The organism is Mesorhizobium loti CJ3sym, from assembly GCF_000472785.1.
Classification (GTDB): Bacteria; Pseudomonadota; Alphaproteobacteria; order Rhizobiales; family Rhizobiaceae; genus Mesorhizobium; species Mesorhizobium loti_E.
On the sequence record NZ_KI421462.1, the window covers coordinates 80,779 to 107,484 of the forward strand.

Consider the following 26,706-nt stretch of genomic DNA (forward strand, 5'->3'; position numbering starts at 1 on the left):
CAGCGTGGAAGGCTTGTCCCCGACAAAGGGAATACGGAATTGGCGGAAAGTAAGATGCCGGAACGGCCGTTTTACCAGCCAGGCGCCAGCAGCGTGGAAGGCCTGCCGCTGCTCCTGCAGATGTTTCACACCGCTCCGCTGGTGATGCTGAAGCCGCATTGGCACGCCCAGGTGGAAGTGAATTTCATCGTGCGAGGCAGCGTGCACTACCGCATGAACGACCACGAAATCTCCCTTTCGGCCGGCGAGATGTGCTTCTTCTGGGGCGGTCTGCCGCACCAGATGGACGATCTCTCAGACGACGCCGTCTATGCCGGCGCGCATCTGCCGCTGGTGCATTTCTTCCGGCTGCATCTGCCGGCCGACGTGCGCCACCGGCTAATGACCGGTGCGACGCTGGTGACCGGCGCCACCGATCAATCAGACAACGACAATTTCGCCCGCTGGAACCGCTATGCCCGCTCGGGCGACCCGGCCAAGGCCGAGCACGCCGTCAACGAACTTCTGCTGCGGCTGGAGCGGGTGCGGTTCGAGACCTATCGACTGGTGCCCGAAACGGCGGCCGGACAGGACGCCGGCAGCCCCTTCGACCAGCAATCGTCGCGCAATGTCGGGCGCATGTGCGATTTCATCGCCGAAAACTTCCTCTACGACATCGACTGCATGAACATTGCCGCGGCGGCCGACATCCATCCCAAATACGCCATGAGCCTGTTCAAGAAATCGACCGGCATGACGCTCAACGAGTATGTCAACCTGTTGCGGCTGAGCTACGCGCAGGCGCTGTTGATGCACCAGGACGCCAATGTGCTGCGCGTCGCCATGGATTCAGGCTTCGGCTCGCTCAGCGCCTTCAACAAATCCTTCCGCAAGCTGGCCGGGATGTCGCCTTCGGATTTTCGCCGGGGCGCGTTCGGCGCCAGATAGAAGCGAAGGCCCGTTGCCGCCTGTTGACGCGGATGCATGGTGGCATCCCGATCGTCGGCTAAGGACGGCCCCGGCAGTTGCAGCGCGCCATGGCAGCGTCGGGACGAAGGCGAAAGGGGCCAGCCCGCGCGCCATTGTGGGGATGAAAGCGCCTGATGAAGCCGCCCCTTCCACAGCCTCGCTTTTCCTACCGGAAATCGCCACCTAGGCGCTGGACAGGCAGAATTCCCGTGCTATAACCCACGCGCTTTCAAGGGGCGCCCCACGGCGCCTTGATGAAATCCGGTCGACGCAATTTCGTTTGCCGGAACAGGCCCAGATAGCTCAGTTGGTAGAGCAGCGGACTGAAAATCCGCGTGTCGGTGGTTCGAATCCGCCTCTGGGCACCATCCCCTCTTCTCCCGACAGTCTCTTTCGCCGAAGCCTCTACGCTTCTGTCTCGGCAACTAGCTGAAATCCTTACTGATTTCGGCGCGCAAAGCGCGGATGGTCGGGTTTTGTGGAATTTCGGCGCAGTTGGTCCAACGAGGCGGGGGGCTGGTATTTTCGGTGGTATTGGAGATGCTGATGGTATCGCTGCAGCCAAATGGAGGTCCCGAAAATGGCCCTTTCCGACGTAAAATGCCGAAATGCCCGACCCATTTCTAAGCTCGTAAAATTGTCTGACGGTGGCGGGCTCCAGCTTTGGGTGCAGCCTACCGGATCTCGCCTATGGCGCCTCGCCTATCGTTTTGGCGGCAAACAGAAGCTTCTGGCGTTGGGCAGCTATCCCCTCATCTCCCTCGCTGAGGCACGCGAGGCGCGCGATGCCGCCAAACGTCTCCTCCTACGTGGCATCGACCCCGCACAGGAGCGTAAGTCGCAAAAGGCTTCGGCGGAGGACACCTTTCGCTCAATCGCGGAGGACTATGTCGACAAGCTGAAGAAGGAGGGACGTGCCGACCGGACCATCACCAAGGTCAAATGGTTGCTCGACTTTGCCTATCCAACGTTTGGGAACAAAAGCGTTCGGGAGATCGATCCGGCCACAATTCTTGTCGCTCTCCGCAGCGTGGAGGTTCGCGGTCGATACGAGTCGGCAAGGCGACTGCGCTCCACCATCGGCAGCGTGTTTCGATATGCAATCGCAACCGCACGCGCCGATGTAGATCCGACGATCGCCCTGAGGGGCGCACTGGTCGGTCCGACGGTCACCCCGCGTGCCGCAGTTACCGATCCTAAGGCCTTGGGAGGCTTGCTGAGGGCGATTAATGCATTTGACGGACAGCCTACCACCCGAGCCGCTCTGAAGCTGATGGCCCTGCTGTTTCCCCGCCCCGGCGAGCTGCGCGCGGCCGAATGGGACGAGTTCGATTTCGAAAGCGCAGTGTGGAGCATCCCTGAAGGACGCATGAAGATGCGACGGCCGCACCGCGTACCTCTTTCCAGACAGGCCGTCAGCGTCCTGACCTCACTTAGAGAAATCTCTGATGGTGGAGCACTGGTGTTTCCCAGTGTTCGGTCGCGTTCGCGTCCGATTTCTGACAACACGCTTAACGCTGCCTTGCGCCGTATGGGCTACGGCAAAGAAGAAGCTACCGCGCATGGTTTTCGAGCAACGGCATCAACTCTGCTAAACGAATGTGGAAAGTGGCATCCGGACGCCATAGAACGGCAGCTGGCCCACATTGAGAGCAACGACGTTCGTCGGGCCTACGCCCGGGCGGAGCACTGGGAAGAGCGCATCAAGATGATGCAATGGTGGGCCGATTATCTGGATGAACTCGAGAGCAAAGACGCGGGGGTAATCTCGATTGGGGGACACGGCAAATCCACCGTCCATACGCCGTCGCGAGATCTACGTTGAATCCAACATCGACGGTCGACCAAACGCCGAGACAAATCTCCAACCTCCGAAAATCACACTGAACCCCATCGAAAAACCGAAAGTGGGCGACCAATGTGACAGAACCGGATGGTCATCGTTTTCCACATTAAATCAATATTTTAGCGTCTGGTTCGCCACACATTTCCTTCGTATTCTCTCGTATGGTCTGGCGAACCTAAGGACCAGGAGGAGGACTAGTATTCCCTCCGCGGCGTCTCGTCGGCCCACAAGAAGGGTCGATTAACCGTGACGAACGTGGCTGGTTTGGGGCCGAGACCGGAACGGCGACTTTCGAAAGGCGAAAACGAGTAACCAGCCATTCCGGTGGTTCAGCCTCCAACGGGCCAGCATGATCATCATTCGGTGTTATGTTGCCGCCGTCACTGCTGCCGACGCGGTGGCTGGAATCGGCTCCTCCCATTCCCCGCGTATCCACAACGAGTGAAGTTCAAAATCGGCAGTTTCAGCATTTTGCTCGGGATCTCCATATACAGCTGTCTCGACATAGGGGATGCCTACGTCAAAGCGGTCGCTAGAGCCCTTTCCAAACTTATGATCATAACACGCGAGCAACACGCCAATCGAAAGCAGCTTTGATGAGAGAGGCGACACAAACAGCTTACAGCCACCCATAGGTTTGAGAGCTTTTTTGTATCGTTCCATGGCCGTAAATATTTGGCGGTAAGCCTCGAACGGATTGTATTCGCTTGCTAGCAAGATGTTTGCCGGCTCCACCTTGAAGTCGTCGAACAGAGTGTCACGGTGCTCACCAACCACCTCGTCCCCTCGCCGTGGCTTTCTCGTAGGAAAAGGGATAACCGGGCAAATCTCATCCGGGTTCACATGGTCTTGTATGAGATGCAGTCGGTCACGCTGACCCTCACCCAAAACAGGAAACCACACCCGCGGCCAATTCTGAGTAGTCTGCTCTTCAAGATGTCCGGAGAAGCCAAGGACGAAGGTTACGCTGTCCCTGAGACTGCCTTTTGCCGCGCCGAGATCCGCAGAAACACTCTCGGATGTGGTCACGTGAAGATTTACGCTTGGGCCGTTGGCTTCGGCCAGCTTATCAAGTTTGAAGAGAAGAACGCTGACAGCGGTAAGTGCCACCATGCGCGGCATAGCGCTGATGTCGACAATGACATCGTCAAAGTCGCGACAATCTCCCGCTCTGTCCAATGAAGCTTTGGTATTTCGTGGAGTTACAGCAGCGCCTACGGGGCCTCCAATCTCGATCGGCACTGCAACGATCTTTTCCGCGGGAACGAGTTTCAAGAGTCCTTCGTGGTTGGTCGCCGTGAGTTCCGATCGCTTCGGGCTGTCGCCCAATCCGTTGTCGAACACCAACTGCCAGACCGATATATCGGCGTCCAGGGCATGCAAGCGTCGAGCAGTTTCAAGAGTTCTGACGTCGAAACCGCGACCAATCACGAGAAGGACCTTACGCTTCTTGGCCGACAAGCGCCGTCGCCAGAACATGGTGAAATCGGAGTCGAGTGTGAGGGAGTAGGGATCCCATCGCATTGCCGGGCTCGGACTAGACAAGAGTTGCCTCCTCGGCCACGGCGATTGCCTTCGCTCCTGCTTCTTGCCAGTGAAGCAAGCTCTTCAGTGTTTGATGTCTCCAGCCGCCGTAACCAAGTGGCAGGCCAAAATGTACGCAGAGAAGACGGTTCAGATAGAACACGACATATTCCCGACCATTATTTCTATGGTCGAGACGTGGCATCAGTAGGTTATGCGACACGAGAGACGTCATGACGTCTCGAAGTCGAATAAAATGCGAGATTTCAGCGTCCTCGCTGTCAATTATCAGTTTTCGATCGTCCATCGTGATCGCAATTCCGGTGACGCCGGGTGCGTAGGGGGCGCTGCTTCTGAAAGTCTGTTGGCGGCAGTATTCGCCGATTGCTTCGAGCAGGCGGCGCGCCTCGACACCACGCGGAAGGCGGCGCGGAAGCCCGTCCCACCGATCCTTCGCAACGCCCCGGATCAGTGCGTCCTGTCGCGCTGCCGTGAGTGGCACCGGCTGATCTCGGTGAAACCGGATTTTCGCAGAGATTTCTTCAAACAATGCGCCTGCCACCTCCAGATACTGGTCCACATTGGAGGATGATACGGCGCTCAAAGACTCACGGCCGAAATAGATTGGCGCTCCCACATCTGTTCGCAGAAAGTGTTCTGCTGCTCGGTCCGTGCCGCTGCCTGATCGTGCTCCGAACTCATCCAATGTCAATGAATCGAAATCGAAGCTTGTCTGGGTTCGTCTCGTATCTCTTATGACCAGAATTTTGAGCAACTGCCATTTGAAGGCGCGTTCGAGAAGGTTGCCGCTTAGCCCGCGAGCATTGGCAAGCCAATTCGAATAACGAGGGCCAACGCCGGCCATCTTAACAACTTCGGCCTCGATCTCCGCCGTACGGCCAGTGAGAGCGGTCTCCAAGCTCGGTATGTCGTCGGTTTCACCAATGAGCGGAAACAGCTCGCGCCCTTCGAAACCATCAGCCTTGGCCGCCCGAAGATTGGCGATCGTTTCCACAAATTTGGTATAGGACTTGGTTCTTGTTCCAGACCAACGTTCTTCCAGTTGCACGACGTTCTCGTAATCTCGTTTGCGAAGCGCGCCCTCGGAGAGCAGATCCTTATGCGTAAGAGCCTCTAGCCTTTCAGCGATCCATACTCCGCACTGCTCCCGCGCATTGGTTATGAATTCAATCAGGCTTGCACGCTGTGGAGGAGCCAGTGTCTGGAGTTCGTCCATGAGAAGGACGCGCTTGACGTCCATATCACCCTGCGCGTCGCTTATGCGAACATGCGCAAACCACTTGAGCCCGTCCAAGCGCGCGTGCCCACCTTTTATCGACGCAGGCGAACCGAGATCGTCCATTCGATCGTAGAAATCTCGTTCGATGCGCGACGCCCAGGTAAAAAGCTCCTTTCCTGTAGCGCGGCCCGGAATAGTCGCGTCTGATTCCGGCTCCCATTCGAAGCTGTATTGGTCAAGATCGTCGGGAAATTGACGTTCCGCTCGTTCCAGCACCGACCTGAGTGTCGCGACCACAATTCGAGAATTCAATAGCTCTCGAAAGAGTATATTGCCGCGGTCAAAGGCACTCAGTTCCTTGTACTCACTGGTGAAGACGACCATCGCACCAAGCAATTTCGGTCCGTCGCGACCGATGGCGCCCACCTCCCTCAGCGCGTCGCGCGTCGCCTTCACCTGCTGGTGCTGATCAGCGAGGTTGTCAGTGAGCTTCAGCGGACGCGGCGTAAGAATACGCAGAAACGTAGTCTTTCCGCCACCAGGTGCACTTCGAAGAAAGACGAGACCGTTCCAAGGGTCATCGAAGGACTTGATGACCTCCAAAGCACCCACGCCGAAGAGACGAACAAACTCATCGTCACTCGTCGAGCGCTGGGATGCGCGCATTCGGAATGGATTTCTCACCTACTGTAGCTTTCTGTGGCGGCTAACTCTCGGAAACAGGCCACGAACCGATTGGTCGTCCTCTGCCCAGAGCAGATAGATCGAGTTGTTGGGAGTGTTGTGAGCTAGCACGAGCGGGAGCCTGCAATTCGCGAAACCGTAGCGCTTGCTTGTACCGCCTACTTTAGAATGCTCATCGTCGGCATCGTCGTCAAAATATCGATCATCTGCGACGAGCCCCAGGATTGGGCTGTCGCTTGCATCATCGAGCGGCGTCGTTTCGCCCAGTTTGTGAACCACCTCGAACTCGACTGTGCCCTTGCCGAAGGTCAACTTGGGCAAACGGCTTTCAATGTGCTCGATTGCCTGATCGCCGGCGACATAGAGAATGATGATTATCTTGACGCCGGAATTCGCTATCGCGTCTCCAAGGTTTCCTGCTTTCATTAAGCCGCTAACGATCTTCGCTATCTTCCCGGTCCATCCACCTTGCCCATCCTCTCGAATGAAACTCGTACCACTGCCAGTGAAATCATCGAGCAGTACGATGTACCGGAACCGGGCCTCATGATCGTGGGGTTCTCGACCCAAGATCTTCGTTAGGTGCTTCCGAAGGTCTTGGACCATGCCCTCGCTTTTCGGATCCGAAACGTCATAGGCATGAAAGACTTGCTCATTGGACATCTCTTGCGGATTCGCGCGACGAAACCAGTCTGTTCGCGCACCGTCGCTCAGGCCTAGGACCAGTGTCTGGCGAAGTCGAGTTCGATACTCCACCGTGTCGACGATTGCCTTCACTTTATGTGGATCGACCCCAAGTTCGGTCGCAGTGTCAGCGATTAGGATTGGGCGAATGATCGTCGGGAAGGTAAGCTCCACCAGATGATTCATTTCATCTGTGGATATGAAAAGCAGCCTCTTTCGCACGAAGTTGTAAGCCTCGCGACGCTCTTCACCCCCGGTGAACTGCCCAAGCCAGAGCGCCAGACTCTCGATGAACCGTTTGCCTGGCGAGAACTGCTGATATTCGTCGTATTTGTAACTGGCAAAGCTTTCGAGATAAGCGCGTTCCGCTGCCTTTTCCTCGTCAGACCATTCCATGATTTTTGCCAGCAGGCTTTCCGCCAAATCCTTCCTCATCAGAACTCCCCATGACACCTCTACCCGACCGCAGCGATATACCGCAGGGAGGAGTGCGTTCGTCCAGCGAAATCAACCTGGTCCTTACCTTAATTCACGGGATTCACTTGCGGGTGATTTCGCCAACCGCAGCTATGACTTTTGCAAGCCGCTCCGCACCGGCCGGTGTATTATCCCAAGCACGCCGAATTGAGCGCTCCAGCTTTGCCCAGTTCGGATCGGATGCGTGCCGACTGCGTTTCCATGTCGTTCCTTCACCCTGCGTATTTTGCAGCCCGAGGGTCGTGCAAATTCGCACGACGCTCGCTCCGAACGTAATGAATTGCCCCCGACAAATACGCGAAACTTGGCTAGCGTCGACATCAGCAATGTCAGCCAGTTCCGCGTAAGAAAGGCCTGCTTCTAAGCGCTTTTCATTGATATGGCGGACCAACTCCGCCCTTTCAATTTGCTTCGGCTTCATGTAAATTTGCATGCACTAAACGATGCAAATTTACAATGGAGTTTTTCGTGACGGATGTTGGCCAGGAAATCCGGTTCTATCGTGCCAGCGAGAAGCCTTACGGGGCCTTCAGCAATCTATTCCGGCGCGAGATTGAATTCGAAGGCGAGCGCTTTGCGACGAGCGAGCACGCCTATCAGGCCGGCAAGGCGCGTAAGCCGGAAGTCAAAGCATGGCTTATGGCGGCACCGTCTCCCGCGCTTCTGGCGATGGCGGCGCACGGGCTATATTACTGGGATGTCAGCCCAGGCTGGTCACGGACAAAGTTTGACAGGATGAGGTGCGTGCTCCGAGCCAAGTTCACTCAGCATGAAGATCTTCGCGAATTGCTGGTATCGACGGGCTCAGCTCGACTGATTGAAACTGCGACCGTCGACAATGAGGTGAATCGGCTCTGGGGAGAGGTGAATGGTCAGGGTCGCAATATGCTTGGAGAGCTACTGATGGAACTCCGTGCAAAGCTTCAGAACGACGACGTCTCGAAGGCGGCGTAAGAAGAGCCAATGCAAATCTGAAACTGCCGACATCGGGTTTACCCCCGCAAGACAGACCGCGCGTATTCTGCACCACGCTCGCGGAAGATGCCGCGAGCACCGACATAGGCGCAGTTCTCGGCAGCCAGGCGTTGTCCAGCTTCGATTCCGACAACGAATTCGTCAATTGAAATCTTCCGGGTCGCGCGGTCGCGGCGGCTCAGCAGCCAATCAATCACGCCAACGCTTACCATATCGCCAGAACCACAGGTGTCGCGCAATTCGGGCGCCGGGTAGGATTTGCACCACGCCTTCTCAGCTCCCCGTCGTACCTCCAGACCAGCTTCTCCGTGCGTCACGATTAGGAAAAGGGCGTCGTGGGGGGCGACCTGCCCCGCCAGTGTTGCCAGACGCTCTGCTGAGAACTTGAGAACGGACGCTGCAGCGACTGCGCGTCTGAAAAGCTCTTTATCGCCAAGCGCGGATGGCTCGAAATAGACGGTGGACCCTGCGTCGGCCGCAGCTTCCATCGCATCGACGATCGCTCCGGATAATCGATCCGTATAGAAGACATTGCAGTTCTTGATCGCCGGCAGAGCCCGGCTCACATCTTCCCAGTCTATCGGCTCATATCGCGGAAGATCGATGGAAGTTTCTGGACACCTAAATTCGAATGTATGTACCCCGGGCCCATGCAGACGCTGAGCAAGGATCGGCGAGCGGATGTGTTCTGTTTGTCGGATGTATCGCGTCTCGGCTCCCGCGTGCCGGAATGCGACCACAAGACGGATGCCAACCTCGTCTTCACCGAGGCTCAACACCGGCGCCACATTCCGCTGAAGCATGGCGAGCGAAATCAAAACGTTCCCGCAAGAGCCACCAAGATCCTCGGACGACACCGCCAACGAGTCCGCGTAGATGCGGTCGAGAACAGTAAATCCTGTGCCGACCACGTCGACTGCACTCATCGGACTCTCCCGGTCATAAGCTGGCCCACTCTGTTTTTTCTCGGTCACCATTTCAAGAGTGCTGATCGAGGGTCAGAGCAGAAAGATCAATCATCATTTCGCATCCCTTCGCACGAGCGGCCTGCAAAATGCGCAGGAGAGCATCCGGACCTCGCAACTTTGATCCAAACAGCGTCCAAGCGCCGCCTGAAGCGCCGCAAACACTGCCAACGCTTAGACAATGCGGTCCGGATAATAGCTCCCGATCATTTCCCAATGGCGAGCCACTATCTCCGATGCCGAGAACGGCCTTGCTCGCATCGCCGGATCGACGGGCGAGCTCCTCTACAACGCGGAGCTTTGACGTAGATGCCAAGACGATATCGACGCTATGGTGAGATCTCAGCACCTTCACGCTACCTTCGACTATCTGAGGGCAAGCAGCCAAGCCATCCGCAAAACGCTCGACGTCGATGACATCGGCACAGTCAATCGACACCTGAATTGGACGCGTCTTGATCTCGACTCCGTCGCGAAGCAGGCCTGAGCCCGTTAGCCACCGGGTAACCTCGGCAATGTTCGGATTTCGTTGCGGGGGGTCCTCAGCTATGTCGACGTCGAGCGTTCGAATGTGGGCGCCGTTATAATAACCCATGAGGACATTTCTATGTATCCGCTTCGGAAGGGCGTCTCGCAATTTTTCGCCAGCGGAGCCGCCGCGTCCTGTCGCAAAGCCCACCTGGATGCCGTCATCAACAAGCCTGACCAGTTCGTGCATAATCGCTTTGGGAGGAGGACCGAGCCGGGCTTCACGCGGATCGTTCGGGACGACCGTCCCATCATAATCGAGCGCGAGACCGACAAAGCTCGCGCCCCCCAAACTAAGCAGCCTCTCTCGCCCAACGGAACAAAGTGATGCTGATCGCTCATCGATAGGATCAAAGTACATCCGCGCGGACGTCTTGTGTCGAACCGATGAAGTCAAATCTCGCGAAAGCGTGTCGAGCGCGGGATTGTCATATATCGCCTCGGCAAACGCGCCTCTCCCCGGGCGTCCCGGATCGATACTCGTAGCGTTTCCGAGGTGCTGAACGAAGGATAGACCCCACAAAATGCTGACCGCGTTGGCCAATCGGCCACCGTGATCGAACTCAGCATCTTGAATCCTGGTCTGGGAAGGAAGTGCTGCACGGATGGGCTTCCAAACATCGCCACTTTCCGCGGTTGTCAAAGCCAGCACGTACATGGTCTCTGGATGCTTCGCCGCCCAAACATGACGACCGTGAGCGAAGTTTCTGAAATCAGTCCTCTGTACTGGCGCTATTCCGGTCTCCCAAAGAGAAGTTTCAATCAACGTTGCAGCTGCTGCGTTTTGCGGATCGTGCAGAACGAACAGAGTATCCCCAACCTGGAAATCGAAGTCTGGGCTTTGAGGTGCACTTAGCACCTCTTCCGCGCGCTTTCGGAGTTCTTCGGCCAATCTCCCGCGTTGCGGCTGCTCAGTGGTGAGATCTGACGCCATCAACAAGGCGGTCACCATCGAAATCATTGAATGCGTCGCTAGAAACCCATCCTTGGGATCGGCAACTGGCGTAACAATCACTTTGGCGCGAGGACTATTTGAGGCCACAATGGTTGTCGCGCCTTCCGATTGAACTGTCATCAACTGGAGCGATTTGCAGCTGGATGCATTTGCGACACGGAAGGCTGCCGCGATGTCAGGATTGTTCGCTCCGGCGCTGAACAGCCAGATATCGCATCCATCCCAATTTTCCATCGATAGGACGAACTGCATGGGTGTCATCACCATCGTCGGACCCAATTGCAATGTTGTCCGGCACCGCGAGAAGAATTCTGCTGTAACTACGGATCCCCCCGAGGCAATAGCGACGGCGAGCCGTCCTTTCCCTTGTGAAAGAGCGAAAGCAATGTCGCCAGCTCCGTGCGCGCTCGCCAACTCGATTGTCTCAGGCAACCGGCGCAATTTTTCGGAGAAGACAGTCATTCTGCTCGCCTAACTTCAAACGGACTCGGAGCAAGCGGACGCTGTAGTTCACGAGAACGGATCGTTCGCGAACGCGGCGGGGCAAGCAATCTCACCGGCCCGTGCCTAAGAAACATCGCATATCCAGAGCCGGGCCGCACGCTATTTTCTGCCAACGTATGATGGCACCCATCTTCCAGATAAAGCGCATAAAAACACCAGCTTCCTCACACCACTGCACCAGTTTGTTCCTGTTATGTTCGGTTCAGCGATGATTCTCAAGCCTACCGATCGCAAATTTGTACATGCTATCAATGCGCTGAGCATGGCGAATATCGGCCATCATCGGCATCGACATTGGCGTCATCGATCAACCGTCTCGGTGAAGCTGAGGTAGCGCCTAACATCGGCCAAATGATCGGCCAGTTATGGGCGCTCAGCTAAAATTTCTGTTGACACATATGTACTTAGCGCAATCTAGCATCGGCCAATCATGGAAGAGACCGTACAGCGCATCGAGCCGGCGCGCCTGGCAGACGTTGCGGAGCCTATCTCCGACGCGCTGGCTGAGCTGTCAGCAAGCTCGGCGGTTCTCGGCGCCAAGCTGCATCCGCGCACGCGTATGCATCGACCAGGTCAGTTTCATGTCCAGCCTTTTCGATTTTAACCAACTTGCCCGGCGCCTGCAGCGGTTTGTTCAACGCTACGACCTGAAGCCGGAAGCTTTCCGGCTGCTCGAGGAGGCGCTTCTGCGCGGCGAGTTCGATCGCGGTGAGGCCTCACGTATCGCTGGCTTGCCGGAACGTAGGGCCCGCCGCGTGTTTACCGAGGTGCTCGAGCTTGGCCTGCTTGCGTCCGATACCCCGAAAGGACCGGTATCGCTACGCTTCCCGGTCGACACGTTGGACGAACTGTTTCCTAAGCTATTTCCGGAAACTTAGCGTCGCATAACTGCGCCTATAGTGTTGCCGATGCCCTTGTCACTCCCACGAGTCCAGCCGCGGATAGATTGGGAACCGAAACAATCCGCAGAAATATTTTGGTATCTATGTTGGTAGCGCTGCCGCTGCGCAAATCACAACTATTTGGAAACAAAGAATCTTCTTGGACCGGATTGGGCCTCTGACGGTGGCGGGCTCCAGTTTTGGATGCAGTCCTCCGGATCCCGCCTATGCCGCCTCACCTATCGATTTGAAGGCAAGCAGAAACTTCTGCCGCTAGACAGCTATCTTCTCATTTCTCTCGCCGAGGTACGCCAAGCCCGCGATGCCGCAAAGCGCCTGCTGCTGGTTGGCATCGACCCGGCACGATCGTTATTCCGAGTCGGCTGAGGGCCGGCGTCAGCACAGCGTCGGGAATAGCGCTCTGGCTCAGCGTTCCGGCTTGTCGTCCCGGAGGATGCGCTCAGCGGCTCCGTCAAGATCCTCATATTGGCCACTCTTCAACGCCCACAGAAAGCCAGTCAGCCCCAGTGCGCCAAGAAATAGGGCGACTGGCATGAGGTAGACGAGTATCGTCATGATGACCGCGCTGATGGGTGAATGCCGGAATGTGTTGCCGAAGAAGCCCTCGTCAGCTCGGCGAGCATAAAGCCCTGCAGCCGCAGCCCGTTTCCGATCACCAGCAGCGATGAGGCGGACATCGCGACCGCCGCGACCAACGGCGTGACGTTGCCGAAGATGGCGATCGGCACGGCAACGGCGTTGTAGATGATCGCGATGGCTATGTTCTGGCGGATAAGCCGCCCTGCCTTCCGCGAGACGTCCAGCGCAAGGGTTACTGCCGAAAGGCTTTCACGCAGGAACACGAAATCAGCCGCGTTGCGACCAATATCGGCGGCGGTGGCTGGAGCGATCGAGACGTGCGCAGCGCCCAGCGCTGGCGTGTCGTTGAGCCCGTCGCCCACCATCAGGACCTTGTGGCCGGCTTTGGTCAGCACTTCGATCCGCTCAACCTTCCCGGACGGCAGCAGCGCCGGAACAAAACGGTCGATGCCCAATATTCTTGCGACATCGCCACAGGCGTCCGCGGTATCGCCCGACAGCATTTCGACCGCGACCCCTGCATCGTTCAATTGCGCCATGACGCTCCCGGCATCGGCCTGCAACGCATCCTCGAAAGCGAAGGAAGCGACAATCATCCTGTTCTTCGTCAGAACCGTGCCGTAGCCATGTTTGCCTTCGCCGCCGGTTCGAGCCTTCCATCCAGCCCATCCGCGTCGACCGAGCCGCCAGGTGCTGTCCGCGGTTGTGGCTTCGATCCCGAAACCGGGGTGCTCGCTGACGGCCTCCAATTTCGGTTGACCGACAAAATTCGCGAAACCGGCTATGGCCTTTGAGAACGGGTGGCGGGAGTGCGCGGCCATGTCGGCTGCGATCGCCAGCATCGTCGGATCGATCGACGACGCATTGACCAGTCGGGGCTGGCCGAGCGTGAGCGTTCCGGTCTTGTCGAACACCGCTGTATCAATCGTCGCCAGGCGCTCCATGGCCGAACCATCCTTGACCATGATGCCGTTTTCGAACAGGCGCCGCGCGGCGACTACCTGCACGATCGGCACGGCGAGGCCGAGTGCGCATGGGCATGTGATGATGAGAACGGCGATGGCGATGGTTATCGCCCGGTGCCAGTCGCCGGTCGCCGCCATCCAGCCAAGGAACGTCGCGAAGGCTGTGAGATGAACCACCGGGGCATAGAGCCCTGAAACGCGATCGGCGATCCGGCGATAATGCGCGCGGCCGCCCTCTGCGGCTTCCATGAGCCGAACCATTTCCGCCAGAAACGAATCTTTCGCGGCGGCTGTGGCCTCAATCGTCAGCGAGCCGGTCAGGTTGAGGACACCGGCCTGCACGGCTTCACCTGCCGCCACGTTTCGAGGCGTGCTCTCGCCGGAAACCAGCGAGCAGTCGAGATCCGAGGCCCCTTGAATGATCTTGCCGTCGACGGGGATTCTTTCGCCGGCCCCGATCAACAGCAGCATGCCGGGTTCGATCTCGCCAACCGGCAGATAGTCGCGCGCGCCGTCGCCGCGCAGCACCATGGCGCCACGTGCGGCCAACTGGGACAGGCCTTTCACGGCGGTCCGGGCCCGCTCGCGCATCACGTGATCCAACGTGCGACCGATCAACAGGAAAAACAGCAGCGAAACCGACGCGTCGAAATAGGCGTGATCGCCGTGGTTGATCGTCTCATAGAGGCTCATGGCATAGGCGAGGGACACTCCGACCGCGATCGGAACATCCATGTTCATGCGGCCGTGACGCAGCGCGTTCCAGGCCGAGCGGAAGAAGATGCCGCCGGCGAAGGCCAGTGCCGGGATCGCAATCAGCGCCGAGACCCAATGAAACAGGTCCCGCGTTGCGCCTTCGGCGCCGGACCAGACCGAGACCGAAAGCAGCATGATGTTGCCGGCGGCGAAGCCGGCGACCGCGACCGCGCGGATCAGCTCGGCAAGCGTCTTGTCCTTTTCATCGATCTCGGCGGCGAAAAGGTGCGCCTGATAGCCCAGCCTTCCCAGCGCGGCGACGAAGGGTGGCACCTCGTCGCCACGCCACCGGATCGCGACCCGTTTCGTCGACAGGTTGACACGCGCGCCTTCGACATTGTCGAGCTTTGCCAGCGCCGTCTCGATCGTCTGGATGCAGGCCGCGCAGTGAACCGTCGGCACTGAAAGGTCGGTCTGCCAAAGATTGTCGCCAAGCGACCGGCTCGCCAACCTGATCTCCTGGCTAGACGGCAGGACCGATGTGGTACCGGTCAGATCCAGCGCCAGTTCCGCGCTGGGTGCACAACAGCTCATTGCAGCGCTCCTTGCGAAATTATGATCCGGCGAACGTCGCGATAGGGCTCCGCGAGACCGACGTCGGCATCGACTTCGACGATCCAGACGCCATCCTTGGGCACGTCCCGTGCTGCAAACTCCTGAGCCGAAGCAAGGGTAAGAGTGACGGACTTGTCCTCGGCCTCATAAGCGGGATGGCGAAACAGTATCTTGACGCCATGCAAGGGGACCGGCTTGCCGGTGGTATCGCTCAAGCTGTAGCGGACCTCACCCCGAGCGATCGTCAGTTTGCCGGTCCAGCCGAGTGCCGCCTGCGCGCGCCCTTCCTCGGCCTTTCGGTTGAATTGCTGGCTGGCCACATAGGTGTTCTCGACGACAAGGCCGGTCCAGCTCGTGCTGGCGAGTGTCGCCATCGTGAGATTGACCGCGATGATCACGCCGAAAAAGCCGAGAATGGTGAGCAGCATGTGCCTGCCGGTGAACTCACGCGTCTTTTGCGTATTGGTGCTCATCTGGCGATCTCCGGGGCGTTGAAGGTGGCGGTGTATTCGTCCGATTCGAAGCTCGCTCTGTCCTCGACGCGGAACTTGAAGGTTTGTGCAGCGTGCCGAACCTCACCCGCTGGCTGGCGCACGAAGACCTTCAGCATGTTTAGCCGGTCGGGTTCGACCGCGATGGCGAAGAAGCGAGCTGCCGGCAGATCACTGCCGACGACGCTCATTTCGGCTCCCTGCAAGCCCTGCATCGTGACGACGATCGTCCTTGGCTCGGGGATCATGTTAAGCAGCTTGACGGTGTAACCGTTGCGGATCGAGCCGTCGGACAGGGTCACGAATTGCGGATTGCGGTCGTGCAGGACGTTGATCTCGAGTCGGTCGCGCGTCAGCAGCGAATAGATCAAGGCAAGCCCGACCGCCGTCCACGCGCCCATGTAGAAGAAGGTCCTCGGCCGGAAGATCTTGCGAATATGGAAATGCGCCAACCTGGCGGAGAATGTGCTGTCGGCCGTTCTGACGAGTGAAGGGTTCACGGGACCGGAGCCGCCTGCGGTCGCCACCGCCATGTTGGCGTTGTAGTCGGACAGCGTCGCATAGGAGATCAGCCCGCGCTCCTTGCCGAGCTTGTTCATGACGCCATCGCAGGCATCAAGGCACAGCGCGCAAGTGATGCATTCGAGTTGCTGGCCGTCGCGAATGTCGATCCCCATCGGGCAGACTGCGACACAGGCATTGCAGTCGACGCAGTCACCGACCGGCTGCCCCGCAGCCTGGACCTTCTTGGCGTGCCGCGAACGAGGTTCGCCACGCCAGTCATTGTAGGTCACAGTGAGCGAATTCTCGTCGAGCATGGCAGCCTGGATGCGCGGCCACGGGCACATGTAGGTGCAGACTTGCTCGCGCATCAGCCCGCCGAACGTGTAGGTGGTCGCCGTCAGCACCGCGATGGTGACGTAGGCGACCGAAGCGGCGGTGCCGTTGAATACGTCGCCGATCAGCGTCGGCGCATCGGCGAAATAGAGGATCCAGGCGCCGCCGGTAGCTGCCGCTATGACCAGCCAGATGACGTGTTTCGACACACGCAGCACCAGTTTGCGCGCGGTCCAGCGGCCGGCGTCGAGCTTCATGCGAGCGTTGCGATCGCCTTCGATCGCCCGCTCGACAACTAGGAAAAGATCGACCCATACCGTCTGCGGGCAGGTATAGCCGCACCAGGCGCGGGCGACGGTGGACGTGATCAGGAAGAGGCCGATGCCGGCCATCATCAGAAGGCCGGCGACATAGTAGAATTCCTGCGGCCATATCTCGATGAAGAAGACGTAGAAACGGCGGTTGGCAAGATCGATCAGCACGGCCTGATCAGGAGCAAACGGACCTCGATCCCAGCGCAACCAGGGCATCAGATAATAGATGCCCAGCGTGATCGCCATCACCAGCCATTTGAAGCGGCGAAAGCTGCCCGAGGCGCGTTTAGGGAAGATTTTCTTGCGCGGAGCATAGAGCGGCTGTCGTGTCTTGGCGGAGTTGACCGCTTTTGCCTCGAGCCGCTCCATCTGCGTTTTATCCAGCACGTGCATCTCCACTCGCGCGCGGCCTATGACATCGTTGTGCGACGGACTTGTCTGCTTCGACAGACGTCCGGTCTGCAGTGAGCCCGCTTCGCCGTGTGGGCCGCGCCGCCTTGCTGCAGGTCAATCGCCGCATGCCGGAATGGTGTCGGGGCCCGACTCGTGCCGGGCCCCGTCGCTTGGCGGGGAGGGCCGAGAATAGGCTTCCGTTCCTATTCTCCGCCGCCAAGCGAATGGACATAAACCGCAAGTTCCTTAACCTTCGTCTCGCCGAGACGCCCGATCCAGGCCGGCATGACACCGTGCTTCGGCGCGCGGACTTGGACGGCGATGGCTGTCTCGCCGGGTGCGTAGAGCCAGATCGCATCGGTCAGATTGGGCGCGCCGAGCTCTTTGTTGCCTTTCGCATTATCGCCATGACAGGCGACGCAGTTTTCCACGAATACCTTGGCGCCGGGCTCGATAAGACTTGCATCCTGGACCTTGCCCGAGAGGCTGGCGACATAGGCGCCGACCTGTGCGATCTGTTCGGGCGTGATGATGTCACCGAAAGGGGGCATTTCCGACTGCCGAGTATCCGGGTCGGATGCGAAACGGATGCCGTGCGCGATCGTTTGCTGGATCTGCTCGGTCGTGCCGCCCCACAGCCAGTCATCGTCGTTCAGGTTTGGAAAGCCCTTCGACCCTTGGGCGCCCGAGCCGTGGCATTGCACGCAATTGACCTTGAAGGTAGCTCCGCCGGCCGCTATCGCGAATTCACGCAGCGCGTCGTCGGCTGCAATCTCGGATACGGTCTTCTGCTGGATGGCCGCGACATATTTGCCCTTGGCGGCTTCGGCAGCCGCCAGCTCAATCTTGACAGCGTTGCGGCTGGAATAGCCAAGCACACCCTTGGTCGCGGAAGACAGCATCGGCCAAGCCGGATACGCAATTGTATAAGCCACCGCCCAAGCGACGGTGATGTAGAAGGTTATCACCCACCATCGGGGCAATGGGGTGTTGAGCTCCCTTATCCCGTCCCATTCATGACCGGTCGTTGAGATGCCCGAGACTTCATCGATATACTCGCTGCTCATGATCAGTCGTCCTTGAGTGGAATCTGGGCGGCTTGATCGGCCTGTGTTTTGCCGCCGGGACGCAAGGCAAAGGCAATGCAGCCGACGAAGAAGAGCGCCATGGCAAGCAGACCCCAGCTGTCCGCGAATTCCCGCATCAAATTATAGCTCATTGCGTCCCCCTCAGCGGTAGCCGGCTGCATCGTCATAGGTCTTGAAATCGACCAGTGTTCCCAGCATTTGCAGATAGGCGACGAGGGCATCCATCTCGGTCACCTGCTGCGGATTGCCGTCCAGATCACCGACTTTGGCTTTCGGATAGCGTTTCTCGACGCCGGAGGCATCGGCATTCGGGTCGGCCTGGACCATCAGATCGGCATTGGCGTGCGCGATCATCTCATCGGAGTACGGGACGCCAACACGCGCGTTCGCAACCAGATGCGTCGAGAAGTCCTTCACCTCGATCGGAGCGTCCTTCAGGAAGGCATAGCGAGGCATGATAGATTCCGGCACCACCGAACGTGGATCCATAAGGTGCTGAACGTGCCATTCGTTGGAATAGCGGTTGCCGACTCGTGCAAGGTCAGGGCCGGTGCGCTTCGAGCCCCACTGGAAGGGGTGGTCGTACATGGACTCGGCGGCCAGGCTGTAGTGGCCGTAGCGCTCGACCTCGTCCCGGAAAGGCCTGATCATCTGGCTGTGGCAGAGGTAGCAGCCCTCGCGCACATAGATGTTGCGTCCGGCGAGTTCCAGTGGCGAGTAGGGCCGCATGCCTTCGACTTTCTCGATCGTGTTGTCGAGATAGAAAAGCGGCGCAATCTCGACGATGCCGCCGACGGTCACGACAAGAAGAGAGCCAACGAGAAGAAGCGTGGCGTTCTTCTCGATGATCGCGTGTTTGTCCATCAAGCCCATTGTCTGGCTCCCTATTCGGCAGGCCGGAGGGCGGGCTCGGAACCTGGCATTGGTTGCTCTTCGCGCTGGTGGCCAAGAATGGTCATGGTCACGTTCCAGGCCATGAGCAGGGCGCCGGTGAGGTACATCGCACCGCCGATGGCACGCATGACGTAGAAGGGATGCATGGCGGCGACGGTTTCGGCGAAGGAGTAGACGAGGAAACCCTGCTCGTCGTGTTCGCGCCACATCAGGCCCTGCATGATGCCGGAAACCCACATCACCGCGGCGTAGACGACGATTCCGAGCGTCGCCAGCCAGAAGTGCCAGGTGACGAGCCGCAGCGAATAGAGACGTTCACGGTTCCACAGTTTCGGCACCATGTAGTAGATTGCGCCGAACGAGATCATGCCAACCCAGCCGAGCGCTCCGGAATGGACATGGCCGATGGTCCAGTCCGTGTAGTGCGACAGCGAATTGACCGTCTTGATCGACATAATCGGACCTTCGAAGGTCGACATGCCGTAGAAGGCGACTGCCATCACCATCATGCGGATGATCGGATCGGTGCGCAGCTTGTCCCAGGCGCCAGACAGCGTCATCAGGCCATTGATCATACCGCCCCATGACGGCATCCACAGCATGATCGAGAACGCCATGCCGAGCGTCTGCGCCCAGTCGGGTAAGGCGGTGTAATGCAGGTGGTGCGGGCCGGCCCAGATGTAGAGAAAAATGATCGCCCAGAAGTGGACGATCGACAGGCGGTAGGAATAGACCGGCCGGTTCGCCTGCTTGGGCACGAAATAATACATCATGCCGAGGAACCCGGCGGTGAGGAAGAAACCGACGGCGTTGTGGCCATACCACCATTGCGTCAAGGCGTCCTGGACGCCGGAGAAGGCGGAGTAGCTCTTCGAGCCCAGGAACGACGCCGGCATCGACAGATTGTTGACCACATGCAGCATCGCGATTGTCACGATGAAGGACAGGTAGAACCAGTTGGCGACGTAGATATGCGGTTCCTTGCGCTTCAGGATCGTGCCGAGGAACAGGATGAGATAGGCGACCCAGACGATGGTCAGCCAGAGATCCACATACCATTCGGGTTCGGCGTATTCGCGGGCTTCGGTGATGCCGAGCAGGTAGCCGGTCGCCGCCATGACGATGAACAGCTGGTAACCCCAGAACACAAACCAGGCCAGTTTGCCGCCAAACAGCCGGGCGCGGCACGTGCGCTGCACGACATAGAGAGACGTGCAAAGCAAAGCGTTGCCGCCGAAGGCGAAGACGACGCCGGATGTGTGCAGCGGCCGCAGCCGGCCGAAATTGAACCAGGGTTGGATGTTGAGGTGAGGGTATGCCAGCTGCAGGGCAATGATCACACCGACGAGCATGCCGACGACGCCCCAGAATACCGTTGCAATGGCTCCGTAGCGGATCGGGCCATCCATGTAGGCGGAGGTGTCGATCGGAGCCGCCGGCTTGAAATCTGTGTTGCGCAGCAGGATCGCGGTAAAGCCAGCCACGGCGAAGAACAAAACCCCCATATGCTGGCGAAAAGGTCCTTCTACGCCGAAGCCGGCAGCCACCAGGGCCGCAAAAGCAAACAGGCTTAGAACGACGATCTCCGTGCCGAATTTCATGACATGTCCCCGACCAGGATTCCAATGCGCGGACGCCAAATCCGCGGTGCATTAATTCCGTAGTTGCCGCCTGCTCGCCCTGATCCATGTCAGAGCCGCACGATTTTGCTTCGGGCAGCATCGAGTTCGGTGCAATCAGAAGGTGGCGATTTGAACAAGGAAACGCAGCACGGGCCAACCCGCTCATGGACAAGTGCGGCTTTCTCGCGCCAGGCCGGCACAGAGGCGATTCCGGGCGAGGTCATGAAGCTTGCTCATCGGGAAAAGCTGGAGCTCTGCTTCTCGCTGGAAAGCATTGCCGATGCACTGCCGAACGTCGACCGCCTCAAATGTCTTGGAACGGCCAAGAAGATCGTTCCGCTGCTCCGTGACATTCATGGGTTTGAGGAGAGGGTGATTTTCCCTGCGTATGAGGCGCACTTGACCCCGGCCGAGGCCAAACTTGCCTCTACCAGCCGGTTGCGCATCGAGCACCTTGAGGATCAATGCTTCGCTGGCGAGGTGGCCGAAACGCTCCTAGCGATCGGTCATGGTGATCCGATAGAGAGCGCGGAAGCTGTCGGATTCATGCTACGCGGCTTCTTCGAAGGCTTGCGGCGACACATCGCTTTCGAACGCGAGCATGTCCTGCCGCGGATCGTAATAAGCGACGAAGGCCCCGACGCTTAGGTCTCATTCAAAGGCCGGTTGCCGCGCGCCTCGGCCGCCGCAGCGCTGCTCCAGCCGGCTCATGCTGTCGACCGTTACATGGCGTTTGTTCTCGATCCGGATCACGCCGTCAGCCCGCAATCGCGTAAGCTGGCGGCTCACGGTCTCGTTCGTCAGTCCAAGGAAATCAGAGATGTCGGCACGTGTCAGCGGCAGATCGAAGCATGCCGACCCAGCCGCCGGGTCGATACTGGAATCCATATTCCGGGCGATCATGAGGAGAAAGCTCGCCACCTTCTCCGGTGCGGTCTTGCGCCCGAGAGTCACCATCCATTCAAGTGCCTCGTCGAGTTCGTCCAGCGTCTGCTTGAGCAGGCGATGCTCGAGTCCCGGTGATTCCTTCATTATCCGTTCAACGGCCGCCTTCGGAAACGAGCACAGGGAGACGGAGGTTGCCGCTTCCACATTGATCGTGCTTTTCACCTTGAAGGGCCGTCCCAGAAAATCCGGTGCGAACCGAAGACCGACAATCTGCTGGCGGCCGTCCGAAAGGCACTTCGTCAGCTTCACAACGCCTGAAAGCAAGTTTGAATAGCTGTCGACGGCCTCGGCGTCGGTGATCAGTTCGACCCCCGGCTCGAGCTTGTGCCGCGACGAAGTTTTGGCTAGCCCAACCAAATGGTTTGGATCGAGCGCACCGCAGACGCCGCGATGTCGTGCTGCGCAAGACAGGCAAAGAACGGGAATGCCGGAACTGTGAATGTCTTGCCGTACTGTCATTACGCTCGCGCTACCGATCTCAAGTTTCGACAGGATAGCAAGCGATGGCAGAGAAATCCTTGCGGCAGTTTGTCCGTGCTGGAGGCTGACCGAAATCAGGGCATTGGCTCTTCGACGCGTCCAGACTTCCGGCGAGGCAAAAACGGCGGACCACCAAATGAGACCGGAATTAGCTGCCAGGCTTGGCGAGAACGTCCCGCGTTATACCAGTTACCCGACCGCGCCGCATTTCCATCCTGGCGTCGACGCTGATGTCTATCGAAGCTGGTTGAAGGCGCTCGAAAGCGGTGACGAGGTCTCGCTCTACCTGCACATCCCTTATTGCGACCGGCTGTGCTGGTTCTGTGCGTGCCATACAAAGCAGACCCGCCGCTACGAGCCGGTGGCTTCGTATCTCCGCTCGCTTCACGCGGAGATCGCGACTGTCGCCGGTCTTGTCGGCAGCAAGGCCCATGTCCGCGCCGTGCATTTCGGCGGCGGCTCGCCGACCATGCTGAAGCCCGAGGATATGATAGCCTTGGGAACTGTCCTGCGGGATAGCTTCGATTTTCTTGCCGATGCGAAGATCAGCGTCGAAATCGAACCCAACGACATGGACGAAGCCCGCCTTGATACACTTGCCGAGATCGGCATGGCGCGGGCGAGCGTCGGCGTTCAGGATTTCGATCCGAAGGTGCAGAAGGCGATCAATCGCGAGCAGAGCTTTTTGCAGACCAAGGCGGTTGTAGACGGCATTCGCTCTCGCGGCGTAGGGTCCGTGAACCTCGATTTGCTTTACGGCCTGCCGCATCAGACCAGGGAGAGCGTCTGTTCCACCGTGGCGCAGGCGCTGACTCTGGAGCCGGACCGGATGGCGCTGTTCGGCTACGCGCATGTGCCCTGGTTCAAGAAGCATCAGACTATGATCGACGAGGCATGGTTGCCGGGTCCGGCCGAACGGTTCGCTCAGTGGCAAATTGCCGCCCGTCTGATCATGGGCGCCGGATACGAGGCGATTGGAATAGACCATTTCGCCAGGCCGGATGATGCGCTTGCAGTCTCGGCTCGCGCGGGAACAATCCGCCGCAATTTCCAGGGCTACACCGAGGATCGCTGCGAAACACTGATCGGGCTCGGGTCGTCATCGATCAGCCGGTTTCGACAGGGCTATTCGCAGAACATGCCGTCGACAGCCGAATATAGACGCATGGTCGAGGGGGGACATCTGGCCACGGTCCGCGGCATCGCGTTTTCCGAAGATGACCGTGTTCGCGGCTGGATCATCGAGCGCTTGATGTGCGATTTCGGCTTTTCAGCAGCCGATCTGGTGGAACGCTTCGGGGAAGCCGGACAAAAGCTTCTTTTCCAAGCAAGCTCCATCGCCATTGGCGACCCTGCTCGACCGCTTGAACTCCAAGGTGACAGTTACGTCGTATCGGCGGAAAGTCGTCCCTTTGTAAGGAGCATTGCAGCGAAGTTCGACAAATATTTCGAAAGTGGAACGGCCAGGCACTCAGTGGCAGTCTGAGTGCCACAGACGAACGTCACCGTCTTCAGTCGATCGCGAACCTCCTCAAAATCGCCGAAACCAGCAGCTAACAATTCGATAGTGCATATGACGCCACTTTACGATGCTGTGACGACGCGGGTATTTCCCAAAGGGGGTCGCATGGCAGAGGGCTGGGACCCGCCGGAACCCTGCAGGCAGGGCTCCACTTCGTATCCGCCCAAGCAGGTTGGATTGTTCGGCCCAGTCTTTCACTGAATGTCAGCGACGCACCCCATTGCGGCTTTCGCTACTCAGCGCTGCGGCTCTTGAATGCCCCTTTGAGATGGGCTCATTCTGAGTAACAACCGCACGGCGTTCCCACGTGTCTGAAACCATGCATGAGTGCGGCTAGCACGCCCTGCGCCTTGTTCGCGGTTTCCGGGCCGCCCAGGCACTTACTTGACCTCCAGCTGCTCGAAGTTCGCGCATAGGCCTTACATGACGGATCGGTAGGCCGCGACCGCCGGGAAATTAGGCACCCGGGCGGCTGCGCCAATTGACCAACTTTATGCTTCGATTACTCGGAATCTGAACCTGACACGCGTCGCGATTTCTCTGACATGCCGGCGGCAGGCAAGCTTTCCTTTCTGGCCTTGGCAAACGCTCTGTCACCTTCCAGAAACCCTGCCAGCATGAAAGGTATGAGTTCCGCTACCGTTTCAGACTCGCCATAGGTCTGGCGGTAAAGCGCCGCATAGTCCTTGAGTGCTTGGTTCAAGTCCGCGCTAACGGTGATGGTCATCTTCGAAGGTGTCCGGTCTGGAAGCTTTCCAAGTTTCAGATCTGCCATGATTACTCCTGTTCAAGTCGGGTATGGGCGCAGCACAAGATCCTTGTGTACAATCACGCGGAGGGGCCAACCGGGGCGGACGATAATGGTGGGTTGAATATTCAGGTTCTTTTCGGTGATGCGCTGGCCGGCTTGACTGATGTTTTGCTGAGTGGATTCCCGGATCGCCTTAACTAGGTCGCTTTCGTTTTCCCCAAAGCTCAACTCGGTACCAACGCCCAGTAGCGTCGCTAGAGCAACTCCCTTGATCAGCTGCCAGGTGTGAAAATCGACCTTGTCTTCAAGCCCGGCATAGCCGGCAGTATCCGTCGCTGGCAGATTGTCGATTTCGATCGAGGAACCGTCGGGCAGGATTATTCGCTGCCAGACCAGCAATGCGCGCCTCTGCCCAAAAGCCACGACGCTGTCATAAGTGCCGATGAGGCGTGAGCCTTGCGGAATGAGCACAATGCTGCCGGTGACTGTGTCGTGCACATTCTCGGTGACCTGCGCGACGACAAGGCCAGGCAAGTCGGAATTTATGCCGGTGACGAGACTGGCCGCGATCACGCTGCCGGCCATCAGTTGGTAGGGCGAGGCCGGCGTCTGCAGCGCATGCGGATTGTAGATCCCGCTTGTGTTTCGCTGACTGACAAAATCGAGCTTGCGCTGTTGGTTGTTCTGGTCACCCTCGGCTGGGGCAACGGAAGCTGACGCGCGCGTCGCTCCGGATTGCGGAAGCGCCTCAGACGGCTGCTGCGCACTCGGCCCGCCGCCGGCGACATCTGTCTGTCTGGGTCGATTGTCGATCCGGAACAAGACTTGCGACTCGCGCGCCTCAATTGCTTGCTGGGCAAGGCGCTGCTCCTCGGCGGAGATATCCTGCCCTGGCGCGATGCCGAGCTGACGTTGGCGTTCAAGGATGGGGCGACCGAGGTCGCCGGGCAGTGGCGGTCCGAGCACAGGGGCCTTCGGCATGATCCCGGAATAGTCCTTGGGAAGCGCTTCTAGTCCCTCGGCGGGTGGCTTGCGCTCGGTGTTATAGCGGTCCTCTGCCTGGTGCTTGATACGCCATGCCGGTCCTTGAAGCGCCATCATCGTGACGCCCAGAATGGCACCGGATCCGACTGCAGCGATGGCGACGATCACACCGCGCCTGAATCGGACAGCGCGGCGGGGCGAGGCTCGCAATTGCAGCTGCTCGGGATCGAGTTTCGGCGGCGCATCGGATCGGGAAGTATCGGTCATGAGCGCTCCCCTCACCTGCTGGTCCGCGCAAAGAGCGGAATCCGCCGCGGCGGTTGCCGGCCGTCAGTCCTGGTGATGCGCACCACTTGCTGCTGTTTGGCGCCGAGGCGCAGTTCGGCGGCAGCAAAGAGGCGATCGACGATGTAATAGTTGCCGCGCATACGGAAGTTGACGAGCTGGTCATTGCCATCGGCGCCGACGATGAAGAGAGGAGGCGCTTCACCCTGATCAATGCGACGGGGGAATTCGATATAGACCTTGCTGCCATCGTCGAAAGCGCGCGTCGGCCTCCAGGGTGGTGTGTCGCCGGTGATTGAATACCGAAAGCGGATATTCTCGAGCGCCACATTCGAAGCTACCGGCATGGCACCCTCGGCTTGAGCGTTGCGCTGGCGTAGCGCGATGATCTGGTCCTCGCTATAGGTCCAGGAGATCGCCGCCATCGAGGTTTTCTCGGTGCTTTGAAGCTGCAAATGGTAGGTGCGTCGTTCCGTGGTGATCACCAGATTGGTGGTAAGCCCCGGCGCGAAGGGTTTTACCAGCACATGGGTGCGCTGATTGTCACCGGTGCCGCTGACAGTATCGCCGATCACCCAACGCACCGTGTCGCCGGCCGACACGGCTGTTAGCTTCTCGCCCGGCTGGAGTGCGATATCGGTGACGCGCTCCGGTGCGGCGTAGAGCTGATAGAGCGCGCCATCGGCGAATGGATAAACCTGAACCGCATTCATGTACCCATACCTGGTAGGTTGCTGCGTCGCTGCTTTATTGGCATCGGAGACCCGTTCTTCAGGAGAGCGCTTGTCTTCGGCCACCCTGCCCGGATTGGGCTGTAACTGACCGGGTAGCGGCAGCGGCTTTGGCACCTCGACTATCTTGACCGGCTTCTCCGGCGGCTTCTCGATTGCGGCTGGTTTGAAATCGGCAGCATCATAGGAAATCTCAGGCGGCGGTACCGGCTTCGACGCGCAGGCGGAGAGGACTGCTGTAGAGGCCGACAGGATCAGCACGGCACGGACCGACGACAT

The 26,706-nt window shown here is 58.8% G+C and carries 25 protein-coding genes and 1 tRNA gene; 8 read left to right on the forward strand and 18 right to left on the reverse strand.

Features of this window, described 5'->3' with window-relative positions:
* Nucleotides 1-54 precede the first annotated feature (54 nt).
* The 3 genes from A3A9_RS0136795 (at nt 55) to A3A9_RS40925 (ending at nt 2,773) form a co-directional block, all read left to right on the forward strand.
* Nucleotides 55-927, forward strand: coding sequence for a helix-turn-helix domain-containing protein (locus A3A9_RS0136795; protein WP_027062879.1), 873 nt, complete (start codon nt 55-57; stop codon nt 925-927).
* Between the two features lie 313 nt (nt 928-1,240).
* A tRNA-Phe gene (locus A3A9_RS0136800) sits at nt 1,241-1,316 on the forward strand.
* 212 nt (nt 1,317-1,528) lie between these two features.
* On the forward strand, nt 1,529-2,773 hold the full coding sequence (locus tag A3A9_RS40925; RefSeq protein ID WP_051371565.1) for a tyrosine-type recombinase/integrase: 1,245 nt from the start codon (nt 1,529-1,531) through the stop codon (nt 2,771-2,773).
* Nucleotides 2,774-3,160: 387 nt separating this feature from the next.
* Here A3A9_RS40925 and A3A9_RS0136810 read toward each other — a convergent pair whose 3' ends face one another.
* From A3A9_RS0136810 to A3A9_RS0136825, 4 genes are all read right to left on the reverse strand, one after another.
* Nucleotides 3,161-4,255, reverse strand: a complete 1,095-nt coding sequence (locus A3A9_RS0136810; RefSeq protein WP_152536311.1) for a hypothetical protein — start codon at nt 4,253-4,255, stop codon at nt 3,161-3,163.
* A 76-nt stretch (nt 4,256-4,331) separates the two neighbouring features.
* Nucleotides 4,332-6,224 (reverse strand): hypothetical protein, encoded by a 1,893-nt coding sequence (locus tag A3A9_RS0136815; protein WP_027033472.1) that lies wholly within the window; start codon nt 6,222-6,224, stop codon nt 4,332-4,334.
* 18 nt (nt 6,225-6,242) lie between these two features.
* Nucleotides 6,243-7,361 carry a phosphoribosyltransferase-like protein gene (locus tag A3A9_RS0136820; RefSeq protein WP_027033471.1) on the reverse strand — a complete coding sequence of 373 codons (1,119 nt, stop codon included), beginning with the start codon at nt 7,359-7,361 and terminating at the stop codon, nt 6,243-6,245.
* 103 nt (nt 7,362-7,464) lie between these two features.
* Nucleotides 7,465-7,824 (reverse strand): helix-turn-helix domain-containing protein, encoded by a 360-nt coding sequence (locus tag A3A9_RS0136825; RefSeq protein WP_157279971.1) that lies wholly within the window; start codon nt 7,822-7,824, stop codon nt 7,465-7,467.
* Nucleotides 7,825-7,859: 35 nt separating this feature from the next.
* Here A3A9_RS0136825 and A3A9_RS40930 point away from each other — a divergent pair, with 35 nt between their 5' ends.
* On the forward strand, nt 7,860-8,357 hold the full coding sequence (locus A3A9_RS40930) for an NADAR family protein (protein WP_032925939.1): 498 nt from the start codon (nt 7,860-7,862) through the stop codon (nt 8,355-8,357).
* A gap of 38 nt (nt 8,358-8,395) precedes the next feature.
* Here A3A9_RS40930 and A3A9_RS0136835 read toward each other — a convergent pair whose 3' ends face one another.
* Both A3A9_RS0136835 and A3A9_RS0136840 read right to left on the reverse strand, forming a co-directional pair.
* Complete coding sequence (locus A3A9_RS0136835; RefSeq protein WP_080680529.1) at nt 8,396-9,304, reverse strand: carbohydrate kinase family protein; 909 nt, start codon at nt 9,302-9,304, stop codon at nt 8,396-8,398.
* A 52-nt stretch (nt 9,305-9,356) separates the two neighbouring features.
* Entirely contained in the window at nt 9,357-11,288 is a 1,932-nt protein-coding gene (locus tag A3A9_RS0136840) for a hypothetical protein (RefSeq protein WP_027033468.1), read from the reverse strand.
* Nucleotides 11,289-11,911: 623 nt separating this feature from the next.
* Here A3A9_RS0136840 and A3A9_RS0136850 point away from each other — a divergent pair.
* Together A3A9_RS0136850 and A3A9_RS46180 are read left to right on the forward strand one after the other, a co-directional pair.
* Nucleotides 11,912-12,208 carry a hypothetical protein gene (locus A3A9_RS0136850; protein WP_224713086.1) on the forward strand — a complete coding sequence of 99 codons (297 nt, stop codon included), beginning with the start codon at nt 11,912-11,914 and terminating at the stop codon, nt 12,206-12,208.
* 144 nt (nt 12,209-12,352) lie between these two features.
* Nucleotides 12,353-12,598, forward strand: a complete 246-nt coding sequence (locus A3A9_RS46180) for an Arm DNA-binding domain-containing protein (RefSeq protein ID WP_407660584.1) — start codon at nt 12,353-12,355, stop codon at nt 12,596-12,598.
* A gap of 39 nt (nt 12,599-12,637) precedes the next feature.
* On the opposite strand, the gene ccoS is transcribed toward A3A9_RS46180, so the two are convergent.
* From ccoS to ccoN, 8 genes are all read right to left on the reverse strand, one after another.
* Nucleotides 12,638-12,787: a cbb3-type cytochrome oxidase assembly protein CcoS gene (gene ccoS / locus A3A9_RS0136860; RefSeq protein WP_006329249.1), complete on the reverse strand. Its 150-nt coding sequence runs from the start codon at nt 12,785-12,787 to the stop codon at nt 12,638-12,640.
* The gene (locus A3A9_RS0136865) at nt 12,784-15,066 is read right to left on the reverse strand and encodes a cation-translocating P-type ATPase (RefSeq protein WP_027033466.1); all 2,283 of its coding nucleotides are present in this window, start codon (nt 15,064-15,066) and stop codon (nt 12,784-12,786) included. Before A3A9_RS0136865 ends, ccoS begins: the two co-directional genes overlap by 4 nt.
* Entirely contained in the window at nt 15,063-15,560 is a 498-nt protein-coding gene (locus A3A9_RS0136870) for a FixH family protein (RefSeq protein ID WP_027033465.1), read from the reverse strand. Before A3A9_RS0136870 ends, A3A9_RS0136865 begins: the two co-directional genes overlap by 4 nt.
* On the reverse strand, nt 15,557-17,122 hold the full coding sequence (gene ccoG / locus A3A9_RS0136875; protein ID WP_080680419.1) for a cytochrome c oxidase accessory protein CcoG: 1,566 nt from the start codon (nt 17,120-17,122) through the stop codon (nt 15,557-15,559). Before ccoG ends, A3A9_RS0136870 begins: the two co-directional genes overlap by 4 nt.
* Before the next feature lie 203 nt (nt 17,123-17,325).
* On the reverse strand, nt 17,326-18,189 hold the full coding sequence (ccoP, locus tag A3A9_RS0136880; RefSeq protein WP_027033463.1) for a cytochrome-c oxidase, cbb3-type subunit III: 864 nt from the start codon (nt 18,187-18,189) through the stop codon (nt 17,326-17,328).
* A 2-nt stretch (nt 18,190-18,191) separates the two neighbouring features.
* Entirely contained in the window at nt 18,192-18,341 is a 150-nt protein-coding gene (locus A3A9_RS0136885; RefSeq protein WP_027033462.1) for a CcoQ/FixQ family Cbb3-type cytochrome c oxidase assembly chaperone, read from the reverse strand.
* A gap of 10 nt (nt 18,342-18,351) precedes the next feature.
* The gene (gene ccoO, locus A3A9_RS0136890; protein WP_027033461.1) at nt 18,352-19,083 is read right to left on the reverse strand and encodes a cytochrome-c oxidase, cbb3-type subunit II; all 732 of its coding nucleotides are present in this window, start codon (nt 19,081-19,083) and stop codon (nt 18,352-18,354) included.
* 11 nt (nt 19,084-19,094) lie between these two features.
* Nucleotides 19,095-20,705, reverse strand: coding sequence for a cytochrome-c oxidase, cbb3-type subunit I (ccoN, locus tag A3A9_RS0136895; protein ID WP_027033460.1), 1,611 nt, complete (start codon nt 20,703-20,705; stop codon nt 19,095-19,097).
* Between the two features lie 129 nt (nt 20,706-20,834).
* Here ccoN and A3A9_RS0136900 point away from each other — a divergent pair, with 129 nt between their 5' ends.
* A complete protein-coding gene (locus A3A9_RS0136900; RefSeq protein WP_010914029.1) occupies nt 20,835-21,374 on the forward strand; it encodes a hemerythrin domain-containing protein in 540 nt (179 codons plus the stop codon).
* Nucleotides 21,375-21,377: 3 nt separating this feature from the next.
* Here A3A9_RS0136900 and A3A9_RS0136905 read toward each other — a convergent pair whose 3' ends face one another.
* Entirely contained in the window at nt 21,378-22,133 is a 756-nt protein-coding gene (locus A3A9_RS0136905) for a Crp/Fnr family transcriptional regulator (protein ID WP_027033459.1), read from the reverse strand.
* 157 nt (nt 22,134-22,290) lie between these two features.
* Between A3A9_RS0136905 and hemN the strand changes: the two genes are divergently transcribed.
* A complete protein-coding gene (hemN, locus tag A3A9_RS0136910) occupies nt 22,291-23,640 on the forward strand; it encodes an oxygen-independent coproporphyrinogen III oxidase (RefSeq protein ID WP_027033458.1) in 1,350 nt (449 codons plus the stop codon).
* A 538-nt stretch (nt 23,641-24,178) separates the two neighbouring features.
* Here hemN and A3A9_RS0136915 read toward each other — a convergent pair.
* The 3 genes from A3A9_RS0136915 to trbG are packed head-to-tail and all read right to left on the reverse strand — an operon-like array spanning nt 24,179 to nt 26,706.
* Complete coding sequence (locus A3A9_RS0136915; RefSeq protein ID WP_027033457.1) at nt 24,179-24,451, reverse strand: DUF2274 domain-containing protein; 273 nt, start codon at nt 24,449-24,451, stop codon at nt 24,179-24,181.
* A 12-nt stretch (nt 24,452-24,463) separates the two neighbouring features.
* Nucleotides 24,464-25,678: a TrbI/VirB10 family protein gene (locus tag A3A9_RS0136920; protein ID WP_027033456.1), complete on the reverse strand. Its 1,215-nt coding sequence runs from the start codon at nt 25,676-25,678 to the stop codon at nt 24,464-24,466.
* An 11-nt stretch (nt 25,679-25,689) separates the two neighbouring features.
* On the reverse strand, nt 25,690-26,706 hold the full coding sequence (trbG, locus tag A3A9_RS0136925; protein WP_430515917.1) for a P-type conjugative transfer protein TrbG: 1,017 nt from the start codon (nt 26,704-26,706) through the stop codon (nt 25,690-25,692).